The sequence below is a fragment of the Pedobacter riviphilus genome (assembly GCF_014692875.1).
Taxonomy (GTDB): domain Bacteria; phylum Bacteroidota; class Bacteroidia; order Sphingobacteriales; family Sphingobacteriaceae; genus Pedobacter; species Pedobacter riviphilus.
This window is the reverse complement of sequence record NZ_CP061171.1, coordinates 2,114,135-2,136,256: the sequence shown is the minus strand read 5'-3', so window position 1 is coordinate 2,136,256 and position 22,122 is coordinate 2,114,135. Positions and strand designations below refer to the sequence as shown.

The window sequence follows — 22,122 nt, the reverse complement described above, 5'->3', positions numbered from 1 at the left end:
TCAAACTAAACACTAAGCTTAAGGTCAATATCGATAATAGCTTTTTATTCATATGAGATAATCCTTCAATAATTTTGGTATAGCTAAAATAAGGAAAATAATGTTTTCGGATGTCTATTCCATAACGGTTAAATAGAAATGTAAATTGCGGCGTCGTTCCAGGAGAGATTAAGTTGAGTTAAGAACAGCATATGATTTTCCTTAATTAATATCTACTTTAGCCATTACACGAATAAAGAAATGAAGGCAAAGATCATCAGTGACCTGCATCAAGAATTTGGTATTTCCGATTTAGATTTTAGCAATGCTGATATTGTGATCTTAGCTGGCGATACGAACCTGGGTACCAGTGGAATAGAATGGGTTAAGAAAAACATAAGCGATAAGCCTGTAATTTATCTTTTGGGAAATCATGAGTATTATAAAGGTTCATATCCCAAAACCCTTAACCAAATACTTGAAGCATCTCTTAATTCAAATATAACTGTTCTCGAAAATAAAAGATTTGAATTTGAAAACATCAGATTTCACGGTGCAACTTTATGGACCGACTTTTCTCTTTTTGGCAGTCCGGTAGAATATGGTATAATTTGCCAAGGACAGATGAACGATTATAGACAGATCCGCAAAGCCCCATCCTTTTCAAAGCTCAGAAGTATAGATACCTATAAAATTCACCAGGCATCAAAGCTATGGCTAGAGGAAAGCCTGGAAGAATCTATTGGTTATAAAAATGTTGTAATCACTCATCACGCTCCTAGTATAAAATCGATACCTGACCTATATAAAAATGATCCGATATCTTCAGCCTACGCTTCGAATTTGGAAGACATTATTATAAAATATCAGCCTGATTACTGGATTCATGGCCACATTCATACACCTGTGAGGTATAAAATTGGCAAAACTGAAATTATATGTAATCCACATGGTTATCTTAGTGAGCAATATAATGGATATGATAAAGATTTGATTATTGAGATTTAAAGTATTGGACTTGTGTTGGTTGACTCATTCCTGCTTTGCACTGTTAATTGATCGAAGCTAAGCACATACAATATCCATTAATCCAATTAATTATTGTATTGTATAATCCTTTGCGGCCACTTCCGATAACCTGAAATACCCATAAGCGAAGTTTGAAAAATGGGTCTGATTAATGATATTTCCTCTTACCGACCCTGGCGCCGTTTGAAACGGGCCATTTCCAGCTCCGGCAGCTGCTAACAATTTCCTGAAATAATCATAATATCTTTTAGAAATCCCATACAGCCTGATGTTTATCTTATCCCCAGCTTTCAGCTCTTTATCAGAAAAATATTCCTGCATCAGTTTGCCTTGACTTTTCTCGTCATCTTTGGCTTTATAATCAGGAAATGTTGATACCGGTGATACAATACGGTGTAGATAGTGATTCTCCTCATTGCCATTATCCTGGTAGTAATATTTGATTTCCACCTCATCACCTCCAAATCCGCCGGTATTATTTTGTTCTATCTTATTTTCAATATCCGGCACACCCATACAAGTTTCGGTTGCGGTATAAATCTCTCCATTTAAAACCACTTTTAAGGTATAAGTTTCGCCAATAACCGGATGGAAATTGGAGCAGCTATATTCTCCCGTACCAGGATTTTCTATAAAGCTAAAAACAGTATTTGCTGTATTTGTTATCACTATATTCGCTCCCGAAACTGTTGGAAATACGGTATTGTAATATCCGGTTGTAGTGGAGAGTTTGATTTTCTGCGCATTGCCTGTTGTACCTTTCACCCAATCAATCGATGCATCAATGACCAATTTCGGCTCTGCCGTTGCTAAATCCACTTCTATTACTTTTGTGCAAGACAGCAAAAAAAAGCAGCATGAAACGATAAGGTATTTAAGTATATTTTTCATCTGGTTATAATTATTAATTTATTGCTCATTGTTTTCAATGGCATTAATGAGTTCGCAAAAGCTCGGTTTGTTTTTTATTTGTGTTGAAGTTATCATGACCTTAATCATTCTACTGTGTGATTTTGAAAGATCATGATGGTTTCATTTTTATATGATTTGTATTAAAACCTAAAATTGTAAGCAACACCTGGAATGATGCCGAAGATCGATATCTTCTTCGCTTCGCTCCCCCTGTTTCTCTGTTTTGTTCGAACATAACAGATGCGGCGTTACTCCTGTTATAAACATTATAAATACTAAATACCCACTCGCTTTTCCACCTTTTTTTGCTGTCGGGCTTTGGGGTGTAGGTTGCCGATAAATCCAGATGATGATAAGCTGGAAGTGAATTAGCATTTCTTGCGCCGTAATTCGCAATGGTAATTCCCTGATACTGGTATTTGCCAATGGGATAGGTTGCAGCTTTGCCTGTTTGGTAGGTGAAAATACCACCAAAATTCCATTTTTTCGACAACTGATAGGCAGCTGTAAGCGAAAGGTTATGTGTTTTATCGTAATTGGAACGATACCATTCGCCGTTGTTAATGCCAGGTTCTTCTGCGTTTCTTCCTGGTGTACGCTGCTCTGCTTTAGAAAGTGTGTAAGAAAGCCAGCCTGTTAATTTTCCAGTGTTTTTTTTCAGCATCACCTCCAATCCGTAGGCCCTCGCCTCCCCGTTTAGCAACACCTTTTCTATGGCTTTGTTAGCGATCAATTCGGCTCCATCAATATAATCCGTTTTGTTTTTGGTTTTCTTGTAAAAAGCTTCTGTTTCCAAAGAATATTTTCCATTGCCGAAATTTCTGAAATAGCCCAATGCAACCTGGTCAAGAATTTCGGGTTTCAGGTATTGGTCGCTCGGCGCCCAAATATCAAGTGGAGAAACAGAAGCCGTATTGGAAATTAAATGAATATACTGGCTCATCCGGTTATAACTTGCCTTAATAGATTGCTCATCATTTATGGCATAAGAAACTGCCAGCCGTGGTTCTAAATTTCCAAAACCAATAATCTTTTTGTTTTTATCGTAATGTGTTATACCTGTAGGCGTTCCTTCCTCGTAAATTTGCAACTCTGGGTTGAAAACCACCGCCTGATTATTCACATAGTTATTTATATTCTGTTCTCCCAATCGCAGGAAATTGCTATATCGCAGTCCATAAACCAATGCTATTTTAGCCCCAATTTTTTGCTCGGCACTGATATATAATGCATTTTCCCATGCATATTTTTTTTCAATCTGGTCGGCATTAATAGGTGATGTCGCATCTATAGGGTTTATGGTGCCCGGATTAAACTGGTAGTAGATGGAATTGATACCATAGTTCAAAGCCAGTTTATCAGACAGGTGATGGTTAAAATTATACTTCAGGTTATAATTGCGGATGTCTGATGCCCAATCAATACCAACATTTTTTATCTTCAGGCCATAATCGTACTTGCTGTAAATGACCGATGCATTGGAAAATAATTTCTCAGAAAAGATGTGATTCCACCGAAGATTAAAAAACGAGTTCCCATAATTGTTGCTGAAAAAATCACTGAAATCCATTTTATCCTTGCCGAAATATCCTGAAAGGAAAATCCTGTTATTGTCGTTGACTTTATAATTCAGTTTAGCATTCAAATCGTAAAAAGAAACAGCATTGGGGTTGTCGGCCAGTTTCAGGAACAAATGCGCATAAGAAGCGCGACCAGCAACCACGAACGAACCTTTATCTTTTACAATTGGGCCTTCTGCCAATAATCTGCTCGAAACCGCTCCGATGCCGCCTGTTAGGTGATATTCTTTATTGTTCCCTTCTTTCTGATAAATATCCAAAACCGAGGAAGCGCGCCCACCGAAATTAGCAGGTATGCCACCTTTATACAATTTCAGATCCTTAATCACATCGGCATTAAAAACAGAGAAAAAGCCGAACAGGTGTGAAGTATTGTAAACAACGGCTTCGTCTAACAAGATCAGATTACCGTCGACCGAACCGCCCCTAACGTTAAAGCCTGTTGCTCCTTCCTGTGCATTGGAAACTCCTGGAAGTTGGAGAATAGCTTTCAAAATATCAACTTCTCCCATAACCGCCGGCATCTTTTTGATCGTGGAGATAGCAAGTTTATTCACACTCATTTCTGGTTTTCGGATGTTACTTACTGAACTATTGTATTTAATCTCTATTTCATCCAGGGCTTTGCTTTTTTCATTCATCGAAAAATCTTTTTTGAGGTTTTTCGTCAGAACGATATGTTCCTCAATAGGCTCAAAGCCTACATAGCTGATAACGATTGTGTAGGTGCCTTTGGGCAGGGCAATCGCATAAAAGCCATAGGCATTGGTAACTGTTGATACCTTTGCTTCAGGAATGTAAATGCTTGCGCCGCTTATGGTTTCGGTGTTTGCTTTTACGACGATAGTGCCGCTAAGTGTAAATTTTTCCTGTCCGTATGCCACAAATGAAATCACGATAAGGAGCAAGGTGTGAATGATTTTGTTCGTCATTTTTTGGAAATCGGTGTAACGATTGAATTTTGGATGTAAACCTATTGTTTTGAGCAACTACCTTTTTTTAAATTATACCAAGTTGGTTTCTTTTTATACTAAAATGCATCTTGGTACTACCAAATTCTTTATACATTATTTCATTATTATAATTATAAATTTAGGTTTGCCAGGTTATTAGGTACGGTAATTTGAGGCTTAATCAAAGTGTTTATCGTGGCTGATGATCTTACCATCTGCCAACTCAATCGTGCGGTCGCTGTTTGCTGCAAAGTCGTTATCGTGTGTTACCGCGATAATGGTTTTATTATGGTCTTTTGTAATTTGCTTGAAAATATCGAAGACAACCTGGCTGTTTTTGCTATCCAGATTACCCGTCGGTTCGTCACACATAATAATGGACGGGTCATTAATAAGCGCCCTTGCAATAGCAACTCGCTGTTGTTGTCCGCCACTAAGTTTTGAAGACTGTTTTAACGCCTGGTTTCTAAGGCCTAACATTTCGAGTTTTTGGTAGGCTTTTTCTTCAGCCTCCTTATGTGATAGCTTTCCAAGCTTTAGTGCAGGGATCATAACATTTTTTAGACAGGAAAATTCTGGTAACAAATAGTGAAACTGGAAAATAAATCCAATATCCACGTTTCGCATAGCCGATAGTTGATTTTGTTTTTGCCCGGTGACCTTTGTACCATTGATATAGATTTCGCCTTCGTAAGATGTGTCCATGGTACTCAGGCAATACAATAATGTAGACTTTCCCGATCCGCTCTTCCCTACAAGAGTCAGAAATTCTCCCTTATAGGCTTCTATATTTATATCGTCAAGCACCTTGAATTTTACGGGCTCATAAAAATATTTTCCGAGTGATGCAGTGCTCAGTATGATTTCTTTGTTTTTCATGCCATTATTTTCTAAAAATTTCAACAGGATCAACATCGGCAGCTTTCTTTGCCGGGAAATAGCCCGCACATATTGTAATAAATAAACCAAGTGCTGAACTGCTGGCAAATAGTCTGCTCTCGAACTTGATAGGGAAATACCCGATGTGGCCTCCCATATATACATTGGACATGATTGCAATAAATATCCCACCAACAATTAAACCCATAAAAATTCCGGCAAGCCCCATGAAGATTGCTTCAATTAGGAATATCCATACCACATTGCTTCCTGAAAAACCAATGGCCTTTAAAATAGCAATGTCATTTATTTTTTGTGAAATCGTGGAACTTAAGATGTTGTAAATACCAAAAGCGGCAACAATCAATATGGAAAGTGAAATTGCGTTCATTAATGCATTCCTTGTCTTGTTTGATGAAAGTGCGTCTGCATTGATGGCTTTCCAGTCCTCTACGGTGTATGAGGTAAGCTGCCTCAACCTTGCCGCATAGATGTCACTCTTATCTGGATCCGGTATGTTGATGTATATATCATTGACAAAGGAAGGGCCCTTCTTTACAAACTGTTGGGCTGTGGATATATTGACATAGGATTTTGAATTGTCTATTGTAGTTACCCCACTAGTGAAAATGCCTACGATCTTCAATCTTTTTACAACGCCGAACGCTGAGGTAATAGTAATGTTATCATCAATCGCCAGGTTAAGCTTTTCTGCTATACCACTACCGATAATTATGGCGTTAAGATTATTTTGCAAGTCTTCAAGCCTTCCTGCCACAAGGGTCTTTCCGGTTTTGAACATGGCATCATATTCAAATATATCAACGCCGCTGCCCGAACCATTAAGCTGTGCCTGCCCGCGGTTGTAAAATAGATCAAAGCTAACCTGCTCTATTGCCTTAACCACATACGGTTCTTGTTTTATACGTTCCAGGAGTGCTTCGGGATCAACAATCTTTTTAGAAAGCGTTGTTATCTGGGGATTTATAATTGCAACTACCCCAGCCGAATCTTTCGGAAGTATGAGGGAAGTGCTTATCTCATCGTCGTGGTAAATTTTAATATGCGGGCTGCTCTTGAACATCTCTTCCACAGAAAAGTTTGTAAATCCTGAAACAAGGGAGTTAATAAACAGGTAGATGCTTACGCCCAATGTTACGCCAAGTATTGCTATCAGGGTTTGCCTTCTCCTGGTAATGATATGTGTTAAGGCGATATCTACATTTACATTCTTTTTCATAGTTTATCATTGTGGTTTTCCTTCAGTTTGTTTATTCTTGGGCAGGTCTTCCGTTATCAATATTGTATTGTCACTTATGCCTTTTAAGACCTGAACCCATTGACTGCTAACAAATTTAGTCTCGACCTTTATCCTGTTCTTTTCACCTTTCACCTGAACATAACCGCTATAATCAATATAATTGCGTGGAATCAATAGCGCATCTTTAGTTACTCCTACTACAATATTGCTTTGTAGTTGTGTATCCGCTATCGTAAAATCCAGTGTATCAGTAAATTCAAGTTTGCAGATGAATGACTGGCTTGCCTCATCAAACGCGGGATAGATTTCTTTTACCCTGGCTTCGTAAATTTTATTTTTTCGGGTATTGAGCTGTATGTATGCTGCCTGCCCCTCTTTTACTTTGGAGATGTTCGCTTCATCTACATTAACTTTCGCGTAGATGGTGTTGGGATTACCGATTAACGCTATCGCATCACCACGCTTCACGTAATCTCCCTTTTTTTTAAATACTTTAAGCACTTTTCCTTCACCAATGGCGTTAACGAGGCTACGGGCACTCACAAGGTCGTTTATTTCTTTCGTGGCACGGGTATTTATCACTTCCTGCTCTGCTTCCTGTTGCAGCTTTCGGTAATTTTCCATGGCACTTTCATAGTCTACTTTAGAAGTCTTGTACTGTAATTCCGCATCATCAAGGTCTACTTTCGCCACACTATTACCGGCCCAAAGTTTCTGGTATCGTTTCAGGTTGACCAGGTTTAGTTCCATTTTACTCCTGTTTACTTCTATGGTATTTTGTGCCTGCTGTAGCGTCGGAGCACCAGTATGGGTGTTGCTCTTTGCTATGATGTACAGGCTGTTTGCACTCTGCTGGTTGAATTTTGATTCAAGATTATTAATTACGGCAAGGGCATTTCCCGAATGGACAACAGTTCCCTCTTCAAAATTAACTGCAACAAGGTAACCGTCTGATTCTGCTGCCAGATTATAGGACTGCCCTGCTTCCAGCATGCCCGATGCAAATACTGTTTCAGTCACGTCTTTCCGTATTGGTTTCGTTTCTTCAGTCTTCCTTCCACATGAAAAAAAAGACATGGAACAAAAAATGACCATTGCCGTTTTTATGTAGTGATTTTTCATCTTATGGTATTATTAATATGAATTTTTGTTTTTGCGGCCAATGCTGATACCTGGGCCGAAACCAGGTTATAGTTACTGTTTACCATATCCTCATAACTGTCCAGTACCTTTTGCAAATCAATAAGCCCTTGCTGGTACAGGTTGAGATTCTTTTCATAGTTTTCTTTCCTCAGCTGAGCGATCTCCCTATAGGACGAAATTTGGCTCAAGACCTTGTAATAGTCAATTTCCAGCTTACGCTGTTCAATACCGGCTTTAATTTTCTGCTGTTCGGTATCCTTCTGCGCCAGCAAATAGTTATAGTTTGCTTCCGAAATCTGCTTTATGGTTGAGGAAGATGGGATTGGAATGCTCAACTTTAACCCGATATAGCTGCTGTTAAACCAATCTACATTTCTGTCAAATAACCTGTTTCGTGTGTTGTTCTGTTGGGTATTATGGCTTTGGAAAAATGACAAAGTGGGATACAGCGCATATTTTTGCTGCCGGTAATTGGAAAGTGCCATACTCTCTTTTAATTCACTGTTTTCGATGGCAACCCTGCTCAGTCCAACCTGTACTTTATCAGAAAACAAGCTATCCTGGCGGTCTTGTATGGTAATTTGTTCGTCTTCCGGAAAGTTGCAAAGTATTTTCAAGGCGAGGTATTGCTGCTGGATTTGGTATTTGATCTGGTTGTAATTTTCCCTAGTATCAAGAGAGGAGATCTTGGCCTCATTCACGTCCTGTTGCTTTATTAAACCCTCGGCATATTTATTTATAGTTATCTGTAATAGGCGCTCAGCTGTTTGCAGGTTTTTTTCAGTGCTTGACAATTGCTGCTGTAGCGATACGATATTATAATATGTGGATGCAATATCTTCATACAGTGACTTAATTGTAAGTTTGTTATCGGCAATACTGCTTTGGATGTTTAGTTTAGAAAGTTTCAGGTTCTCCCAGCCCTTATGGTTTATCAGCTTTACATCGATATTCTCATTGCCAGTGCTCACAAAAGGGATACCAGTCTGGATAGGTACGAAGGTTCCAACCTGCCCACCGAAAACTGAAGCAGGAAATAAATTGACGGGTAATTTCGTGTTATGCGTGTAACTAAAGGATAAGCTGCCGGATATGTCGGGAATACTTAAGATAGCCGCCAGGCGGGCCTTTTTTGCCTGTTCAATACGTATTTCACCCGATTGCAGGGTAATACTTTTAGAAGACACGTAGGAAAACAGCGAGTCAACCGAGTGAAATTTATTCTGTTGCGCCTGGCAGATATTCAGGAAAAATAAGGATAAAGCTACAACGCAAATAAGATGTTTTTTACGGCCTATTGTAATAACATATATTCCTCGCGGTGCTTTCATATGTTTCTCATCTTTAATAAAATCGATTACCGATTGCAATTTTGGAAGTAAAACTACCTTTTGGGATAACTACCCTTTTGGGAATTATACCAAACTCGGTATCTTTTATAGCAAAGCATATTGGGGCACTACTAAGCAATATAATATCTCTTGTTTTATGCGTTTTAATGGTATTTCCTGCTTTCGTATAAAAAGCACACGCTTTTGTATAAAAGCAGATCAAAGCATCTCTTTAAATGTTAAGTTTGTGCTATACAATTTCATCAATGAATGATTTTACCCATAAACAGCCGATTAGCGAAAACGTACTTTTTCGTTTCCTGATTTCACCTGGCCATAGGATATTCCGGCATCTGTTATTCATTGCTTTTATGGGTACAGTGCTGTACAACAGCACTTCTATAATAGCCAATCCGTTGGCGATATTTGTATATATTATGTTATTATTCTATGTAAATATGTATGTGCTGGTGCCAACACTTTTATTCAGGAATAAAAATATTGAATACTGCTTATCTGTTATTGGCATCCTTGTTATAATGGGTATTTGTGGCTATTTTTTCAATCCTTTTAATAAGGATCATGGGCTTAACATCCCGCTTTTTTCTTTCCTTACTGTGTTGCTGCTCGCGGCTTCCTCTTCCATAAAACTTTTTCAGAAGGGAATGATGGACAAGCAATTGATCTACGAGCTGAAACAGTCTAAAACTTATGCAGAATTAGAACAATTGAAAAACCAGATCAACCCACATTTTTTGTTTAATATGCTGAACAATGCCAATGTGCTAACAAAGAAAGATCCTGAAAAGGCCTCGCAGGTTTTAATGAAGCTGAGCGATCTGCTTCGCTACCAGCTTTATGACAGTGCAAGAGATAAAGTGTTATTGACTTCGGATATTCATTTCCTGGAAGATTTTTTAGCTTTGGAAAAAGTAAGGCGGGATAGTTTTGATTTCCTGATTTCAAAAGAGGGAGATCTGAACGGCGTACAAATTCCACCTTTGTTGCTCATTTCGTTTGTAGAAAATGCGGTGAAGCACAACAACGATGTAACAAGATCGTCTTATGTAAACCTGTATTTTGATATTAGGAATGACGAACTTTTCTTTAAATGCATCAACTCCAAACCAGTGCTTAAATCTGTTAGTAATATTGGTAATACTGGCGGATTAGGGTTAACAAACGTGAAACGGAGACTGGAACTTTTGTTCCCGACCGCTCATAGTTTAAGTATTGAGGATGGTTCAGAAAGATATTGCATAACCTTAACCATAAAATTATGAACTGCATTATTATAGATGATGAACCATTGGCAAGAGAGGCCATAGAGATGTTGATTAATCAAACAGACGATTTAGATTTAATCGGTTCATTCAGCGGCCCCGAAACCGTTACAAGTTTTATGGAAAACAATACCGTTGAGTTAATCTTTCTTGATATACACATGCCCGGAATTAACGGAATTGAATTTGCCCGTACCATTCCAAAAGAAACATTTGTTGTTTTTACAACTGCCTATTCTGAATTTGCTACCGACAGTTACGAAGTAGATGCGATTGACTACCTGATAAAACCCATAAAATTAGGGCGTTTTCAAAAGGCAGTTGAAAAAGCCCACACCTACTCCAAATTATTCAAAGCAGATTACGCTGATAACAGTGTTGAACAGGTGGCAGATGATTTTTTCTTTGTGAAAGCAGAGCGAAGAATTTTTAAAGTCTATTTCAATAACATACTTTTTATTCAAGGTTTAAAAGATTATGTGGTGATGCACAGCGAAACACAGAAAGTAATTACGGCCATGAACATCAAAACAATCCACGATCAACTACCAAAAGATATGTTTGTGAGAGTTAGCAAATCCTATATCATCAATGTTAAGCACATTGACTCAGTGGATAATAACACGGTATACATCGGTACAAACGAAATCCCTATCGGAAGTATTTATAGGGATTTCTTTTTCAACGAATTTGTAGCAAAAAAGATTGTGAGCAGGTAATTTATGTATTTCATCGCTTTATCAATGCAGTAAATCTGGGTCGAATCTTTCTTTTTTGAAAGACCTACCCTCTTTTATTATACTGATCTAATTCAGATAAGCATATTTAATCGGACAGAATTGAAGCTGGGTAACGCAATTTCTTCGTATTTTTAATTATAAAACCCGATCAGCCTATGGCTCTCTTAGAGAAATATACTACCAACTATGTTATGTCAAAGGATGGAACAAGAATTGGTTATAAACAAACCGGGACTGGGCCAGGAGTTATTCTTGTCCATGGCGCCATGATGACTTCTAAAAATTTCATGAAACTTGCCAGCTTCTTATCCAATGAATTCACTGTTTATATTCCAGACAGGCGTGGTCGTGGTTTAAGCGGTCCGTTTGGCCCCAACTATGGCATTGGATCAGAAAGCGAAGATTTGCAGGCGCTAATCCATAAGACAGCAACGGATAAGATATTTGGGCTTAGTTCTGGTGCTATTTGTGTACTTCAAACAGCTATCATAGAACCTGCGCTTAAAAAAGTAGCACTCTACGAACCTCCGATTCCAGTCGAAGGAACTGATCCTGCGGCCTGGGGCAGTCGCTATGAATCAGCTCTCTCTCGTGGAAATCTTGGAAAAGCAATGTTCGCGGCCATAAAAGGCACCGATGACCCCTCTTTATTTACATCCTTACCAGCTTTTCTTATTGCACCATTGCTAAATATTGCGATAAATGCAGATTCGAAGAAACAAGTGGGCGATGGTGTCTCGTTAAAATCCTTAATACCAACAATGCAATACGATCTCATGCTGGTGCATCAATCACCTGGAATTATAGATCAGTGTAAAGAGATTAAAGCTGAAATGCTGCTGATGGGTGGAACCAGGAGCCAACGTTACTTTAAACTTGCACTTGATAAATTAAACAATGTTTTGCCGCAAGTAAAGCGCCTAGAATTCCACGGTTTAGGACATATAGCCGCTGATAACGACAACAGTCCGGAAAAAATTGCAAAAGCCTTATCAATCTTTTTTCAGTCAAGCGGGATGCCATAAATGTAAGTTCTAATTGCAAATTTTTGTAATAGAAAGTCGCATCATTACTCATTTACCGGATAGGGACCATGTTCAAACACTTCGGGATGATATCCTTTTATGCCTACCAGCTTTGACAGCTCGCTCCTGAAGTCTTTTCCTTCTCTCAGACATGTTAAAGCATAGCCAAAATCGTATTGTGGTTTCCACCCCAGTTCTATTCTTGCGCTTTCGTTCACGTAAACGCGGTCAATAGTAGGCATCATCATCCAATTTCTGGATTGATAAATGGCTTCATAATCAGGGAAAATTTTTGCTAATACACCTGGGACATCATATCTTAAAGCCAGCAAGTCGCTTTGAGAAAATGGCGACGTTGCACTAATGATATATTTAGCAAAGCCTAAACTCCCTGCTTTTTCAATAGCCAATAAATGAGCATTTACGGCATCTTCAATGTCCACCCTTCTGTAAAGATATTCATTCAGCTTTAGGTTCTCATCGTCGTATAATTCGCGTACTGATTTTTTATCATCTGCTTCTGGAAAGAAGCGCGAGGTTTTTAGGACAATACAAGGCAATTGATGGTTGCGGTAAAACAGCTGGCAAAGATCTTCGGCCGCATTTTTTGTCACGCCGTAAATATTTTTAGGGATTGCTTTTGTATCCTCTGTGATCCATACAGCAGGTTTTCCTGCTTCGGGTGTAAGCATGTCGCCGAAGGTACTGGTCGTACTGGTGTAAACAAATGCCTTTACCCCATTTGTCCTTGCCGCTTCCAGTAAATTCAGTGTGCCGGTCAGGTTCGTGTCGATAAAATCCTGATAGGTATGTGTAGCAACATGAGGTTTATGGAGTGTTGCTGTGTGAATGACCGCATCGACCCCTTTCATACATTTATCAACAAAGTGTCTGTCAGTTATAGTGCCTGTTACCGTTGTGTACTCAGATGGATTCAGGTCAATACCTATATAATCTGTCTTTGTGTTTAGTAATGTTCTAATGATGGCTTCGCCCAGATGCCCGCTACTTCCTGTAACTAAAATTCGCATAATAGCTTGGTTTTAAAAAAATAGTATTCAAATATACGCAGGATTGCAATCAGCAGAAAACATATTGCTTTAATGTGTTTGCAACCAAAAGGATTGTGAACAGATAGTTTATTGTTAAACTATTTAGCATACGTCAATAAGTCAAAATCCTCTTCCAGTCCATAACTATAGGTCTGATAATCACTTCCCGAAGGATAAGTTTTCACATTATACCATTTACCGGGGTCTACCAGTCCAGGCAAAGGTTTATTATGATGAGGTCCTAACAGATTCTTCAGGCTTCCGATCACTTCTACTTCTATACGGTTGTTCCCCTTTTTCAGATAAGAACTTATATCAAGCTCATTCGGCTCTGAAGTGATAATCCCAACCGAAGCACCGTTAACTTTTATTGCAGCCACAGTACCCTTCCATTTTTTCATTCTAAGGATACACGGTATTCCAGCTTTTTGAACCTGGAGTTCTTTAATGTATTTAATGCCCTGTCCATAAAGCGGCAGTCCCTGTTTATCCCATGAGCCAAATGTAAGCGCCTGCGGGGGCACAATCTTCCAGCCTTTGGCAGCTGCAGCCAGATTAAAATCACCCAGGATATATACCGGTTCTATTTCGGCATACACCCGCATAGGCGAAACCGACAGGGCCAGGCTGTTTTTGCCAGGTTTAAGGTATTTAGCGATATCAAAAACACCAAAAGACCGATCAAGCCACCATTTACCTGGTTGGGCTTCTACTTTTATCCCGTTTATGGTTACGCTGTTCCAAAGCCCGCGCTGCTCTATTACGGCACGGCAGTGCTTCAGCTTTACATTTCTATCTATTTCAAAATGATAAGTTGCGGTATAACCACTTCCAGCAGAGAAAGTATCGCGGGCAACTATCCTGTCTTTAAATTGTGTGCGGTTGTTCCAGGGATTTCCTACCCCGTCTTTAAAGCCAAAATGTTTAAAAGCAGTATTAGAAGCTATCCCAACATGCAGATCGCGGTATGCGCTGTCGGGGCGTTTCAACTCTAGGTCGCAAAAATCTATCATCAGCGTGTTTTCATCGGGACGGAGAACTTTAGCCGGCAACGTTTTTATCACTTCTTTGTTTATTAGAGGCGCTGCCACCTTAAAACCAGCTTCTTTCTTATCAGATACAAAAACCATCATGCTCCCTGCCGGTGGGATGGTAAAATTAAATTCAATCTTGTCCTGAATCCTCTTTTCAGGGTAGTCATCAATTTCGCCTTTAAAAAGATCCATAAGCAGTACATCTTTACCTTTAAGTGCCACACTGCCTGTTGCAGCAGCGTCCATACTTGCATTGGAAAGGAAAACCAATTGCCCGTCGGCAAGCTGCCTACGTTGGTAATAGAGGTTACCCCCTATTCCTTTATCGCTAACAGCGGAAATTCTGAAATCGCTTGGCAGCAAATGCTCCTTCATGACCTGTATTTTATCTGAAGCCATGGCCTGTTGTATGTTTGAATGACCGGCATTGAAAAAATTGTCGGAGATACCGGTATTTCCGTCAACAAAACCCGGTTTTTCAAACAGGATTACTTTGCCACCCTGACTGGCATATGTTTTCAATAGGTTAAATGTAGGGCCATCCAAGTTGTCCATCCCGGGTGGGATAACCACCGTACTATATGCACGCTGCCCTATGACAAACTTTCCGTTTTCAATTTTCGCCTGGTCTTTGATGATGTTTTCGCAACCCAGATCATACTCTACATGCTGTTTTTGCAAAGTGGTAACAAAATCGTTGAAACCTTTTGCAATCTCAAAGAAGCGTTTATTCTCCTTACCCTTGAAATAATACATCCAGGCTGAAGTTGTTGGCTCCAGCACCAGTATTTCATTTTTTTGCTGACCTGAGGCCAGGCAAAGCGACAATCGGGCAAAATACTGGTTCAGCGTTTTATAAAACGGCCACCAGGGTTCGTGATAAGAAAAGCTGGGCGGATAATCGTATTTTCTTGCCCCGGTAATGGTCATGAACGAAAGGTGCTGGTTCATAAAATTCACACCCAGTACAAATTCCCAGTCGCCCAATCGTTTCATGTCTTTAAATGTGAGTTCCCAACCTCCGCCGCCATAGGTTTCTGAAAGCGTACGCTGTTTACCAAGCTGATTGGCAACACTACTCAGCTCCTTAACCGCCCTGATGTTGCCAAACTGTACCGGCTTTTCTTCATTATATTGGTTAAACAGCATGTCTATCCCCGGCATTTGGTGCCAGGCATACATGGCCATATTGTCTGGTCCGTGATAAGGACTTGGCCAGCCGTGTTCCCAGTAATGCCCTGTCCAGGTTAAGCCCTTTTGCTGCGTATAGTTGAACATAGGTTTAGACCACCGGTCTATAAACAACTGTAACAGGGTCTGATAATAGTTGTGCCTTACTTTTTTCCAGTTTCCGGTTTCCTCAAACAAAGAAGGTAGATGCAGGGTCAGATCGTAGCCCCATTTTTCTTTAAAGCTGGCAAACAAATCAGGTGTCCAGCGTACGCAATCCTTTCCTTCATTAATAATGGTTGGTTCATCAGAAAAAATACCCGGAACGGTTTTTCCAAATTCGCGGCCGGCAACTTTTTCATATCCCTTGAAGGTGATATCCATAAACTTCTGTGTTACACCCTTGGCCATCAGATCTACATAAGAAGATCCAATAGGGCCTGCCACCGTACCCCGGTTCGATTTTTCGTAATTTACCTTTTTAAAAATCTGATATTTTCCTGTTTTACCGTGCTCTGCAGCCAGGTTTGAGCTGACGTTTACAAAGGATCCGTTAACTGCTTTCAGAACGATGAAGATATCGGTAAGGTTATCGGGAAGTTGCTCTGCCTCGCTCATGTATAACATTTGCCCCTGGTTATACGACTCTGGCATTTGGTCTGGAACCAAGCCGCCGCCAAAACCGGTAGGATACGAATTCTCATCGTAGATCCACACTTTAAGCCCCAGCTTTTTGCCCTGTTGCACGGCATATTCAAACAGACTGAACCATTCTGCTGATAAATATTCGGTAATCAGTCCGGGCCTGGCATGAACGATTACCCCCGAAAAGTCGTTTTTCTTATAATCGAGCAGCATCGAATCGATTAGCGGCTTGCTTACCTTCGCATTCCAAACCCAAAATGGGGTTGTGCCGTAGGCGCTGACAGGATTTTTAAAGCTTCTTTTCAATACTTCGAAACTGCCGGATTAGGCTGCTCTTCTCTTAGCTGAAAACCGAAGAGAACCAGCAATCCGGCAACCAGAACAAGGGCTGATAATTGTTTTAATTTCATTTGTGTGTTTGCTTTAAATGCTGTTATCCAATGTAATGTTCGTAACCACGCTTCTACGGCCTGAAGGCGAAACCACCAATATTTTCAATACTCTTTTTTTTCCCTCCGGAACATCGAGGCTTATCGGCCCGCGATATTCATGATCGGCATCGCCGGGTAAACGGTTACTCAGCGTATAATATATCTTTGCTCCCGCCATCGGCACTTTCAGGTCAAAATAAAACTGTTTTCCAACAAGGGTAGTATCGGTATAGGCAAAAGGTGTAGGTACGCGGTAATTGTAGCCGGCTTTATCCAGTTTTTCGAGATGCTTTGGCAGGGTGTTTTCAGCAAATCCTTTATAATCCTTGTTGCTTTCCTGGCTCCATGCCGTTTCTGCAAGCGCAAACATCCTCGGAAATATCATATATTGTAATTTGGAAACAGAAGGAATATGTTCAGTCCACACGCAGCCGGAAACACCCAGGATATGTTTTTTATCTTCGGCTGTTAATGATTCATATTCGGGGTTATACGCGTAAGCTTTCCAGACCGGCGAAAAGCCTCCGTGATTGATGGATTCCATATCTGATTGGCTCTGTGCATAATCAAAATATAAACCATTATTTCCAGGTGCTAGAACAATATTCAGTTTTTTCTTTAATTGGGCTATGGCCCCTTTCTCTCCAAAACGGTTCATAATGGCAACCTGGTCATTCAATCCGCCTTCCAGTATTTCATCCCAGCCGATCAGTTTTTTGTTTTTTGAACTAATGATCTTATTCAACCTGCTGATAAAATAGCCCTGCAACTCATGGGTGGTTGCGATATTCATTTTTTTCATGAACGCCTGTATTCCAGCATCTTTCTCCCAAAACCCTTTAAAACACTCATCACCACCGATATGGATATACTCATACGGAAACAAGGAGGCAACCTCAGTAAAAACCTTGTCTAGGAATACATAGGTTGCTTCGTTTGCAGGGTTAAGGGTGTTGTCGATATACATCTCATACTTCCCGTCGGAAAACCATTTGGCAAAACTGCTGCCCGGATTTACTTTAATACTGGTATCCTGTGTGCAGGAAAGTTCGGGATAAGCGGCAATGGCGGCCATGGAATGGCCAGGCACATCGATTTCGGGCATTACCTGGATGTTTCTTTCTGCAGCATACCTGATCACCTCACGTATCTCATCCTGTGTATAAAAACCACCATCTGTGGCCTTCTCTCCAGGTTTAGGCGGATCCATTGCGCCAAAATCGCCTATACGGGGCACCCTAAAAGCACCTACCTGTGTAAGTTTTGGCAAACTTTTAATCTCTATTCTCCAGCCCTGATCGTCGGTTAAGTGCCAGTGAAAGCGATTTAATTTATAGTGTGCCATCATATCGAGCAAATCTTTAACCTGAGTAACCGTAAAAAAATGACGTGATACATCGAGCATCAGCCCACGGTAGCCAAATCTTGGATAGTCGCTAATGCTTTGGCAGGGCAGCCTCAGCTCCCCTGTAGTTTCTACGGGGAACAGCTGGATGAGCGATTGCATCCCATAAAATAACCCCGCTTTTTTGCCCGTCACCACAATGGTCTGCGGCGTAATGCTAAGCTTGTAGCCTTCATCTGGCAGATTTTCTGCGCCTTTGCTGGTAAACAGGATGCTATTCGGCTTATTTTTTACCGTTTGGGGAAGCATCCCTTTGGCGGGCTGCCCTCCCGGAAATTTGCTTAGGCCAGAAAGGTAGGCTTTAAAAAAACCGAGCAGTGGCTGCCCAGTAGCATCGGCTGTAATGACGGTCTGTTCATTGAACACAAATTCGCCCGCGTGTTTTTCAAACGTCACAGGAGCAGGAATAATGGCACTCCTATGGCCGGTTTCCTGTGCTTTTGTTAAGGCAAAATTGAACAATAAAATAAATATGTATCCTGCCGTTATCGTTGATCTCATAGATTTTAAAGATAATTGGGGTCAAATGATTTTCCGCGGTAAAATCCTGCAGAACTAACCGTACGTGAATATAGAAATGCGCCGGTGGTGAGGTTATAAAAATCTACATGCGTACTGCACCAGCCATTAATGGGACAACCAGGATCTTTATAGGTCTGCACCATGGTGTTCTGGCCTGGCAGGGTACTTACCGAGTTCACAAAGGTACGTTGTGCGGCACCTGTTATTGCGCCTGCTCCTACGATAAATGCACCGGTAGATTTCCTGAATATATAAACACCACCATTAGTCGTTATCAGCAGCCTATCGGTATCACCATCATAAGGTGCAATATCGTGCCCCCAGGGGCTGAGAAGTGAGTAGCTGGCTATTTTAGACAGCTTCGGGTTGGAAACCGTGCCTCCACTCGCAGCGGTATTATAAGCGTACTTTTTCAGTGAATCGCCAATTGCCCATAAGCAATTGTTAACAGGGTCCCACAGTACCTGATGGGCAGCTTTCAACGGATAAATTGTATTTACATATTGATTAGGCGCAGCCTGTGAAGAAGAATAGATCCTGATATAATTACCACCGGTACCAGAGTTTGTGCCGGCAGCAGCTACCACACAATTTCCGTCGGGGAGAATTTCCATACCATGCACACCTGCATCAGCCGGAAATCCCGTTGCCCAAATGCGTTGTCCGCCCGGGTATTTAGCAATTACCGATAATCTTTCTGCCTGGGCTGTAATCACCTGACCAGAACCCCAGTGGTTGTTATTCCTAACTTTTAAATCATTCACATAGCCCCATAAAGGTATTTCTGTAGTAGCATTAAATCCCAATGCTGTTGTTGGCTTAAACGACCATTTAGGGGTGGCCCAGCTCGTTAATACAGGGTCGTAGGCTTCCATGGTGGCATTGGCCTGGTTGGTGGTACCGATCCAGCAACAGCTAGCCAGCGCTGTTGCTGCCGTAGCATTTGCATTTAATTGTTTGTTTGCAGCAGCAAGCTTATTCGCTTCCTGCTGTTTGTTTTCTTTTTTACATGCCAAAAATAGGATTGAACAACATAAAAAGAATATGATTTTAGCATTTAATGTTTTCATCTTTATACATTTTGATTGTGTATGAAAAAGCTTGTACAGAAGCTGTTATTGATAGTTACTGTTAAGCAGCTTAACTTTATAAAAGCATGCTCCATTTACTACCCTTGAGCCATCGAGCTGGCCGTTGGCCGAATAAAAATCTACCGTACTTGTGCTCCAGTCGTTCAAACCGCAGTTCATTGCAGGACGTGGATTTTTATTGTAATCAGGACGGGTCAGCACAATTTGCCCGCTAGGCTGGTTTGCTATCCCCTTAACAAAGGTGAGGCCTGCGGTTGGGGCGATGGAAAAAGTCTTGGTCGTTTTGTTATACACATACTCTCCGCCATTGCTGGTTACCCAAAGTAAATTGTCATTGCCATAGTAAGCTGATACTTCATGCCCCCAGGCAGATGGAATGGTAGTTCTCCAGGAATCAATTTCAGTAAGTTCCGGAACAGCATCTGTACCCCAATGGCAAGCGCGGTAATAATATGCGCCTTGGTTATGGCATGCTGACCGGTAACCCAAAGTACATTGGTTTTGGGATCCCATAAAACGGCATGTGCTGAAATAAGGGGATATTCGGCATAATATTCCTGATCTGACCCTTGCGATGAAGCATATAGCCTAACCCAGCCCCCATCTGATGCAGCGATGGCGATATTTCCATTGGGCAGCAGTTCTGCCGAATGAAGGTTTCCGCTAAGGCGTTTTGACCATTTGCGCTTACCCGAAGGATATTCGATAATGGCCGCAAAGCCATTATCAGTGAGTGCTGCATATTCGGCATTATTCCATACCGGAACTTTTCTGAGCTTAAAATCTGTCCCGCCACCAAAAGTATTGATATCGGCAGTAACGAAGCCAAGCGCAGTTGTAGGTGCCCATGACCATTTCTTCGCCTCGGCAGTATTCCAGTTTTCTATTGTTGGATCGTAAATTTCAATTTTCCGGCTGGCATCGTTGGTAAGCACCGTCAAAAAGCCGGCAAAGGCCTCAGGTGGCTTGCTTACAAAAGGAGGTTTAACAACCGGGGGTTCTGTGGTCTTTTTATTACCACATGACCAATTCAGTGCCAGTGTAAAAATGGCATATAAAATAAAAAATCTTTTCATGACGTTCGGAATAATCAGTAACCAGGATTTTGTTTAAGTTTATCATTCAGCATTATTTCGGAGGTTGGAATTGGAAATAATAGCTTTTCCTGGGTGATATTATAAGTCCCCGCCTGTAAATAGCTGAATCTCTGCTTTTGGCTTACCCCAAAAGCATTCATTACGGTAATTGCATTTCCGGTCCTTACCAGATCTATCCAGCGTTTATTTTCAAAAGCCAGTTCCACCCGTCTTTCATGTAGTATAATAGCCCTTAATGCATTTTGATCGGTCGTGCTAATTGTACCTTTACCTGCCCCAAATGCTCGGTCCCTAACCTGGTTCAGGTAAGGTAATGCCTGTGCCGATTTTCCACCTTGTTCGTTTAAACTTTCGGCCAGCAGCAGCAACACTTCTGCGTAGCGGTAAATAGGCAGGTTATCGTTTGTTTGGTTGGCAATGGTGTGTGCATGAAGAAATTTTTTGGCAAAGGGTCTGCCTACTTTACCCGAAGGTGGCGTGTATCCAACAACAGATTTAACCGCAGTAGCAGTAAATATATCATTTACATTGAAAGAGCCTTCTGCCACTGCGATAGTCGCATCCAGCCGCTGATCTCCTGATTCATAATCTGAGATCAGTTCCTGGGTTGGTGTGTTGTATCCTCCAGGAGCTGTTACTGTATTTGTATTTACGCCTGTTATGATTGTAGTGCTCGTCATTCTAGGCAAATAATTGTAAACATTTCCTCCTGTATTTGCCTGAGGGGTTGACAAACCGGTATTAAACTGGATTTCGAATATTGATTCCTTATTGTTTTTATTGGCAAGCTGAAACACATCAGGATAGGTTGTCATCAGGCCATAATTCATTTGGGTAACCTGTTTTAATACCGCTTCTGCCAGGTCATATTTTTTTGTTGTTACATATACATCGCCAAGTAAGGTAAGCGCACTTCCTCTTGTGGCCCTACCAGTTTGAGGAAAGGAAGGTGGAGCAAGCTTTTCTGCTGCATCTTTTGCATCAGCTATAATAAAATCATAGACTTCCTGTGCTGATGAACGGGCTATATACGTTTCGTTTCGACTTAACGGGGCCCGCGGATAAATAGGTACGCCACCAAAATACCGTACCAGTTCAAGATAGGAAAGTGCGCGTATAAATTTAGCTTCGCCAATGATCTGGTTTTTACTAGTTACAGCGAGATCCACATCATTGATATGATCTAGTATGGTGTTTGCTGCTGATATGGCATTATACGCTGCATCCCATTTGGCCGGGGTTTCGATATTAGATCCATCGTTAATAAAATCGGCAATGGCCCATTTACTAAAAGTTGCTACCGCCTGATCAGTCGGGGTATAATCGTAATGCGCATTATCTGACCGCATTTCGCCCATAAGCCAGGCACTTCTGTTGTTGTATATGCCTCTAAGTTGGGCATAAGCCCCGTTCACCGCCAGATCAAAATCATTTTGGCTTTTAAAATAACTGCCGAGATTGATGCTGTTCGGATTATTTTCGTCTAGAAACTTTTTACACGAAACTAATCCCAGGGTAAGTATAATGATGCTATATAAAATATGCTTTTTCATTTTTAAT

At 40.8% G+C, this 22,122-nt stretch carries 17 protein-coding genes; 4 read left to right on the top strand and 13 right to left on the bottom strand.

Going from position 1 to position 22,122, the window contains the following annotated elements:
• Positions 1–240 precede the first annotated feature (240 nt).
• Entirely contained in the window at positions 241–987 is a 747-nt protein-coding gene (locus H9N25_RS08650; protein WP_167294305.1) for a metallophosphoesterase, read from the top strand.
• 90 nt (positions 988–1,077) lie between these two features.
• Here the strand turns inward: H9N25_RS08650 and H9N25_RS08645 are convergent, their stop codons facing one another.
• From H9N25_RS08645 to H9N25_RS08620, 6 genes are all read right to left on the bottom strand, one after another.
• Positions 1,078–1,899: a DUF4249 domain-containing protein gene (locus tag H9N25_RS08645; RefSeq protein WP_190328620.1), complete on the bottom strand. Its 822-nt coding sequence runs from the start codon at positions 1,897–1,899 to the stop codon at positions 1,078–1,080.
• A gap of 130 nt (positions 1,900–2,029) precedes the next feature.
• A complete protein-coding gene (locus H9N25_RS08640) occupies positions 2,030–4,432 on the bottom strand; it encodes a TonB-dependent receptor (RefSeq protein ID WP_223833677.1) in 2,403 nt (800 codons plus the stop codon).
• A 198-nt stretch (positions 4,433–4,630) separates the two neighbouring features.
• Positions 4,631–5,332, bottom strand: coding sequence for an ABC transporter ATP-binding protein (locus H9N25_RS08635; protein WP_167294302.1), 702 nt, complete (start codon positions 5,330–5,332; stop codon positions 4,631–4,633).
• Between the two features lie 4 nt (positions 5,333–5,336).
• Positions 5,337–6,572 (bottom strand): ABC transporter permease, encoded by a 1,236-nt coding sequence (locus H9N25_RS08630; protein WP_190328619.1) that lies wholly within the window; start codon positions 6,570–6,572, stop codon positions 5,337–5,339.
• A 6-nt stretch (positions 6,573–6,578) separates the two neighbouring features.
• Positions 6,579–7,613, bottom strand: a complete 1,035-nt coding sequence (locus tag H9N25_RS08625) for an efflux RND transporter periplasmic adaptor subunit (RefSeq protein WP_190328618.1) — start codon at positions 7,611–7,613, stop codon at positions 6,579–6,581.
• Positions 7,614–7,711: 98 nt separating this feature from the next.
• Positions 7,712–9,067, bottom strand: a complete 1,356-nt coding sequence (locus H9N25_RS08620) for a TolC family protein (RefSeq protein ID WP_190328617.1) — start codon at positions 9,065–9,067, stop codon at positions 7,712–7,714.
• Positions 9,068–9,333: 266 nt separating this feature from the next.
• On the opposite strand from H9N25_RS08620, the gene H9N25_RS08615 reads away from it, so the two are divergent.
• From H9N25_RS08615 to H9N25_RS08605, 3 genes are all read left to right on the top strand, one after another.
• Positions 9,334–10,350 (top strand): sensor histidine kinase, encoded by a 1,017-nt coding sequence (locus H9N25_RS08615; protein ID WP_223833676.1) that lies wholly within the window; start codon positions 9,334–9,336, stop codon positions 10,348–10,350.
• Positions 10,347–11,069: a LytR/AlgR family response regulator transcription factor gene (locus tag H9N25_RS08610; RefSeq protein ID WP_190328615.1), complete on the top strand. Its 723-nt coding sequence runs from the start codon at positions 10,347–10,349 to the stop codon at positions 11,067–11,069. Before H9N25_RS08615 ends, H9N25_RS08610 begins: the two co-directional genes overlap by 4 nt.
• Before the next feature lie 176 nt (positions 11,070–11,245).
• On the top strand, positions 11,246–12,115 hold the full coding sequence (locus H9N25_RS08605; RefSeq protein WP_190328614.1) for an alpha/beta fold hydrolase: 870 nt from the start codon (positions 11,246–11,248) through the stop codon (positions 12,113–12,115).
• Between the two features lie 44 nt (positions 12,116–12,159).
• On the opposite strand, the gene H9N25_RS08600 is transcribed toward H9N25_RS08605, so the two are convergent.
• The 7 genes from H9N25_RS08600 to H9N25_RS08570 all read right to left on the bottom strand — a co-directional run bounded on the left by H9N25_RS08600 (position 12,160) and on the right by H9N25_RS08570 (position 22,115).
• The gene (locus tag H9N25_RS08600; RefSeq protein ID WP_190328613.1) at positions 12,160–13,146 is read right to left on the bottom strand and encodes an NAD-dependent epimerase/dehydratase family protein; all 987 of its coding nucleotides are present in this window, start codon (positions 13,144–13,146) and stop codon (positions 12,160–12,162) included.
• 119 nt (positions 13,147–13,265) lie between these two features.
• The gene (locus H9N25_RS08595; RefSeq protein WP_190328612.1) at positions 13,266–16,322 is read right to left on the bottom strand and encodes a glycosyl hydrolase; all 3,057 of its coding nucleotides are present in this window, start codon (positions 16,320–16,322) and stop codon (positions 13,266–13,268) included.
• 117 nt (positions 16,323–16,439) lie between these two features.
• Entirely contained in the window at positions 16,440–18,353 is a 1,914-nt protein-coding gene (locus H9N25_RS08590; protein ID WP_190328611.1) for a beta-N-acetylhexosaminidase, read from the bottom strand.
• Positions 18,354–18,358: 5 nt separating this feature from the next.
• Positions 18,359–19,444 (bottom strand): DUF6528 family protein, encoded by a 1,086-nt coding sequence (locus tag H9N25_RS08585; protein WP_190328610.1) that lies wholly within the window; start codon positions 19,442–19,444, stop codon positions 18,359–18,361.
• Positions 19,445–19,489: 45 nt separating this feature from the next.
• The gene (locus H9N25_RS08580; RefSeq protein WP_190328609.1) at positions 19,490–19,759 is read right to left on the bottom strand and encodes a hypothetical protein; all 270 of its coding nucleotides are present in this window, start codon (positions 19,757–19,759) and stop codon (positions 19,490–19,492) included.
• Between the two features lie 20 nt (positions 19,760–19,779).
• Positions 19,780–20,541, bottom strand: a complete 762-nt coding sequence (locus tag H9N25_RS08575; protein WP_190328608.1) for a DUF6528 family protein — start codon at positions 20,539–20,541, stop codon at positions 19,780–19,782.
• A gap of 14 nt (positions 20,542–20,555) precedes the next feature.
• The gene (locus H9N25_RS08570) at positions 20,556–22,115 is read right to left on the bottom strand and encodes a RagB/SusD family nutrient uptake outer membrane protein (protein WP_190328607.1); all 1,560 of its coding nucleotides are present in this window, start codon (positions 22,113–22,115) and stop codon (positions 20,556–20,558) included.
• Positions 22,116–22,122 lie beyond the last annotated feature (7 nt).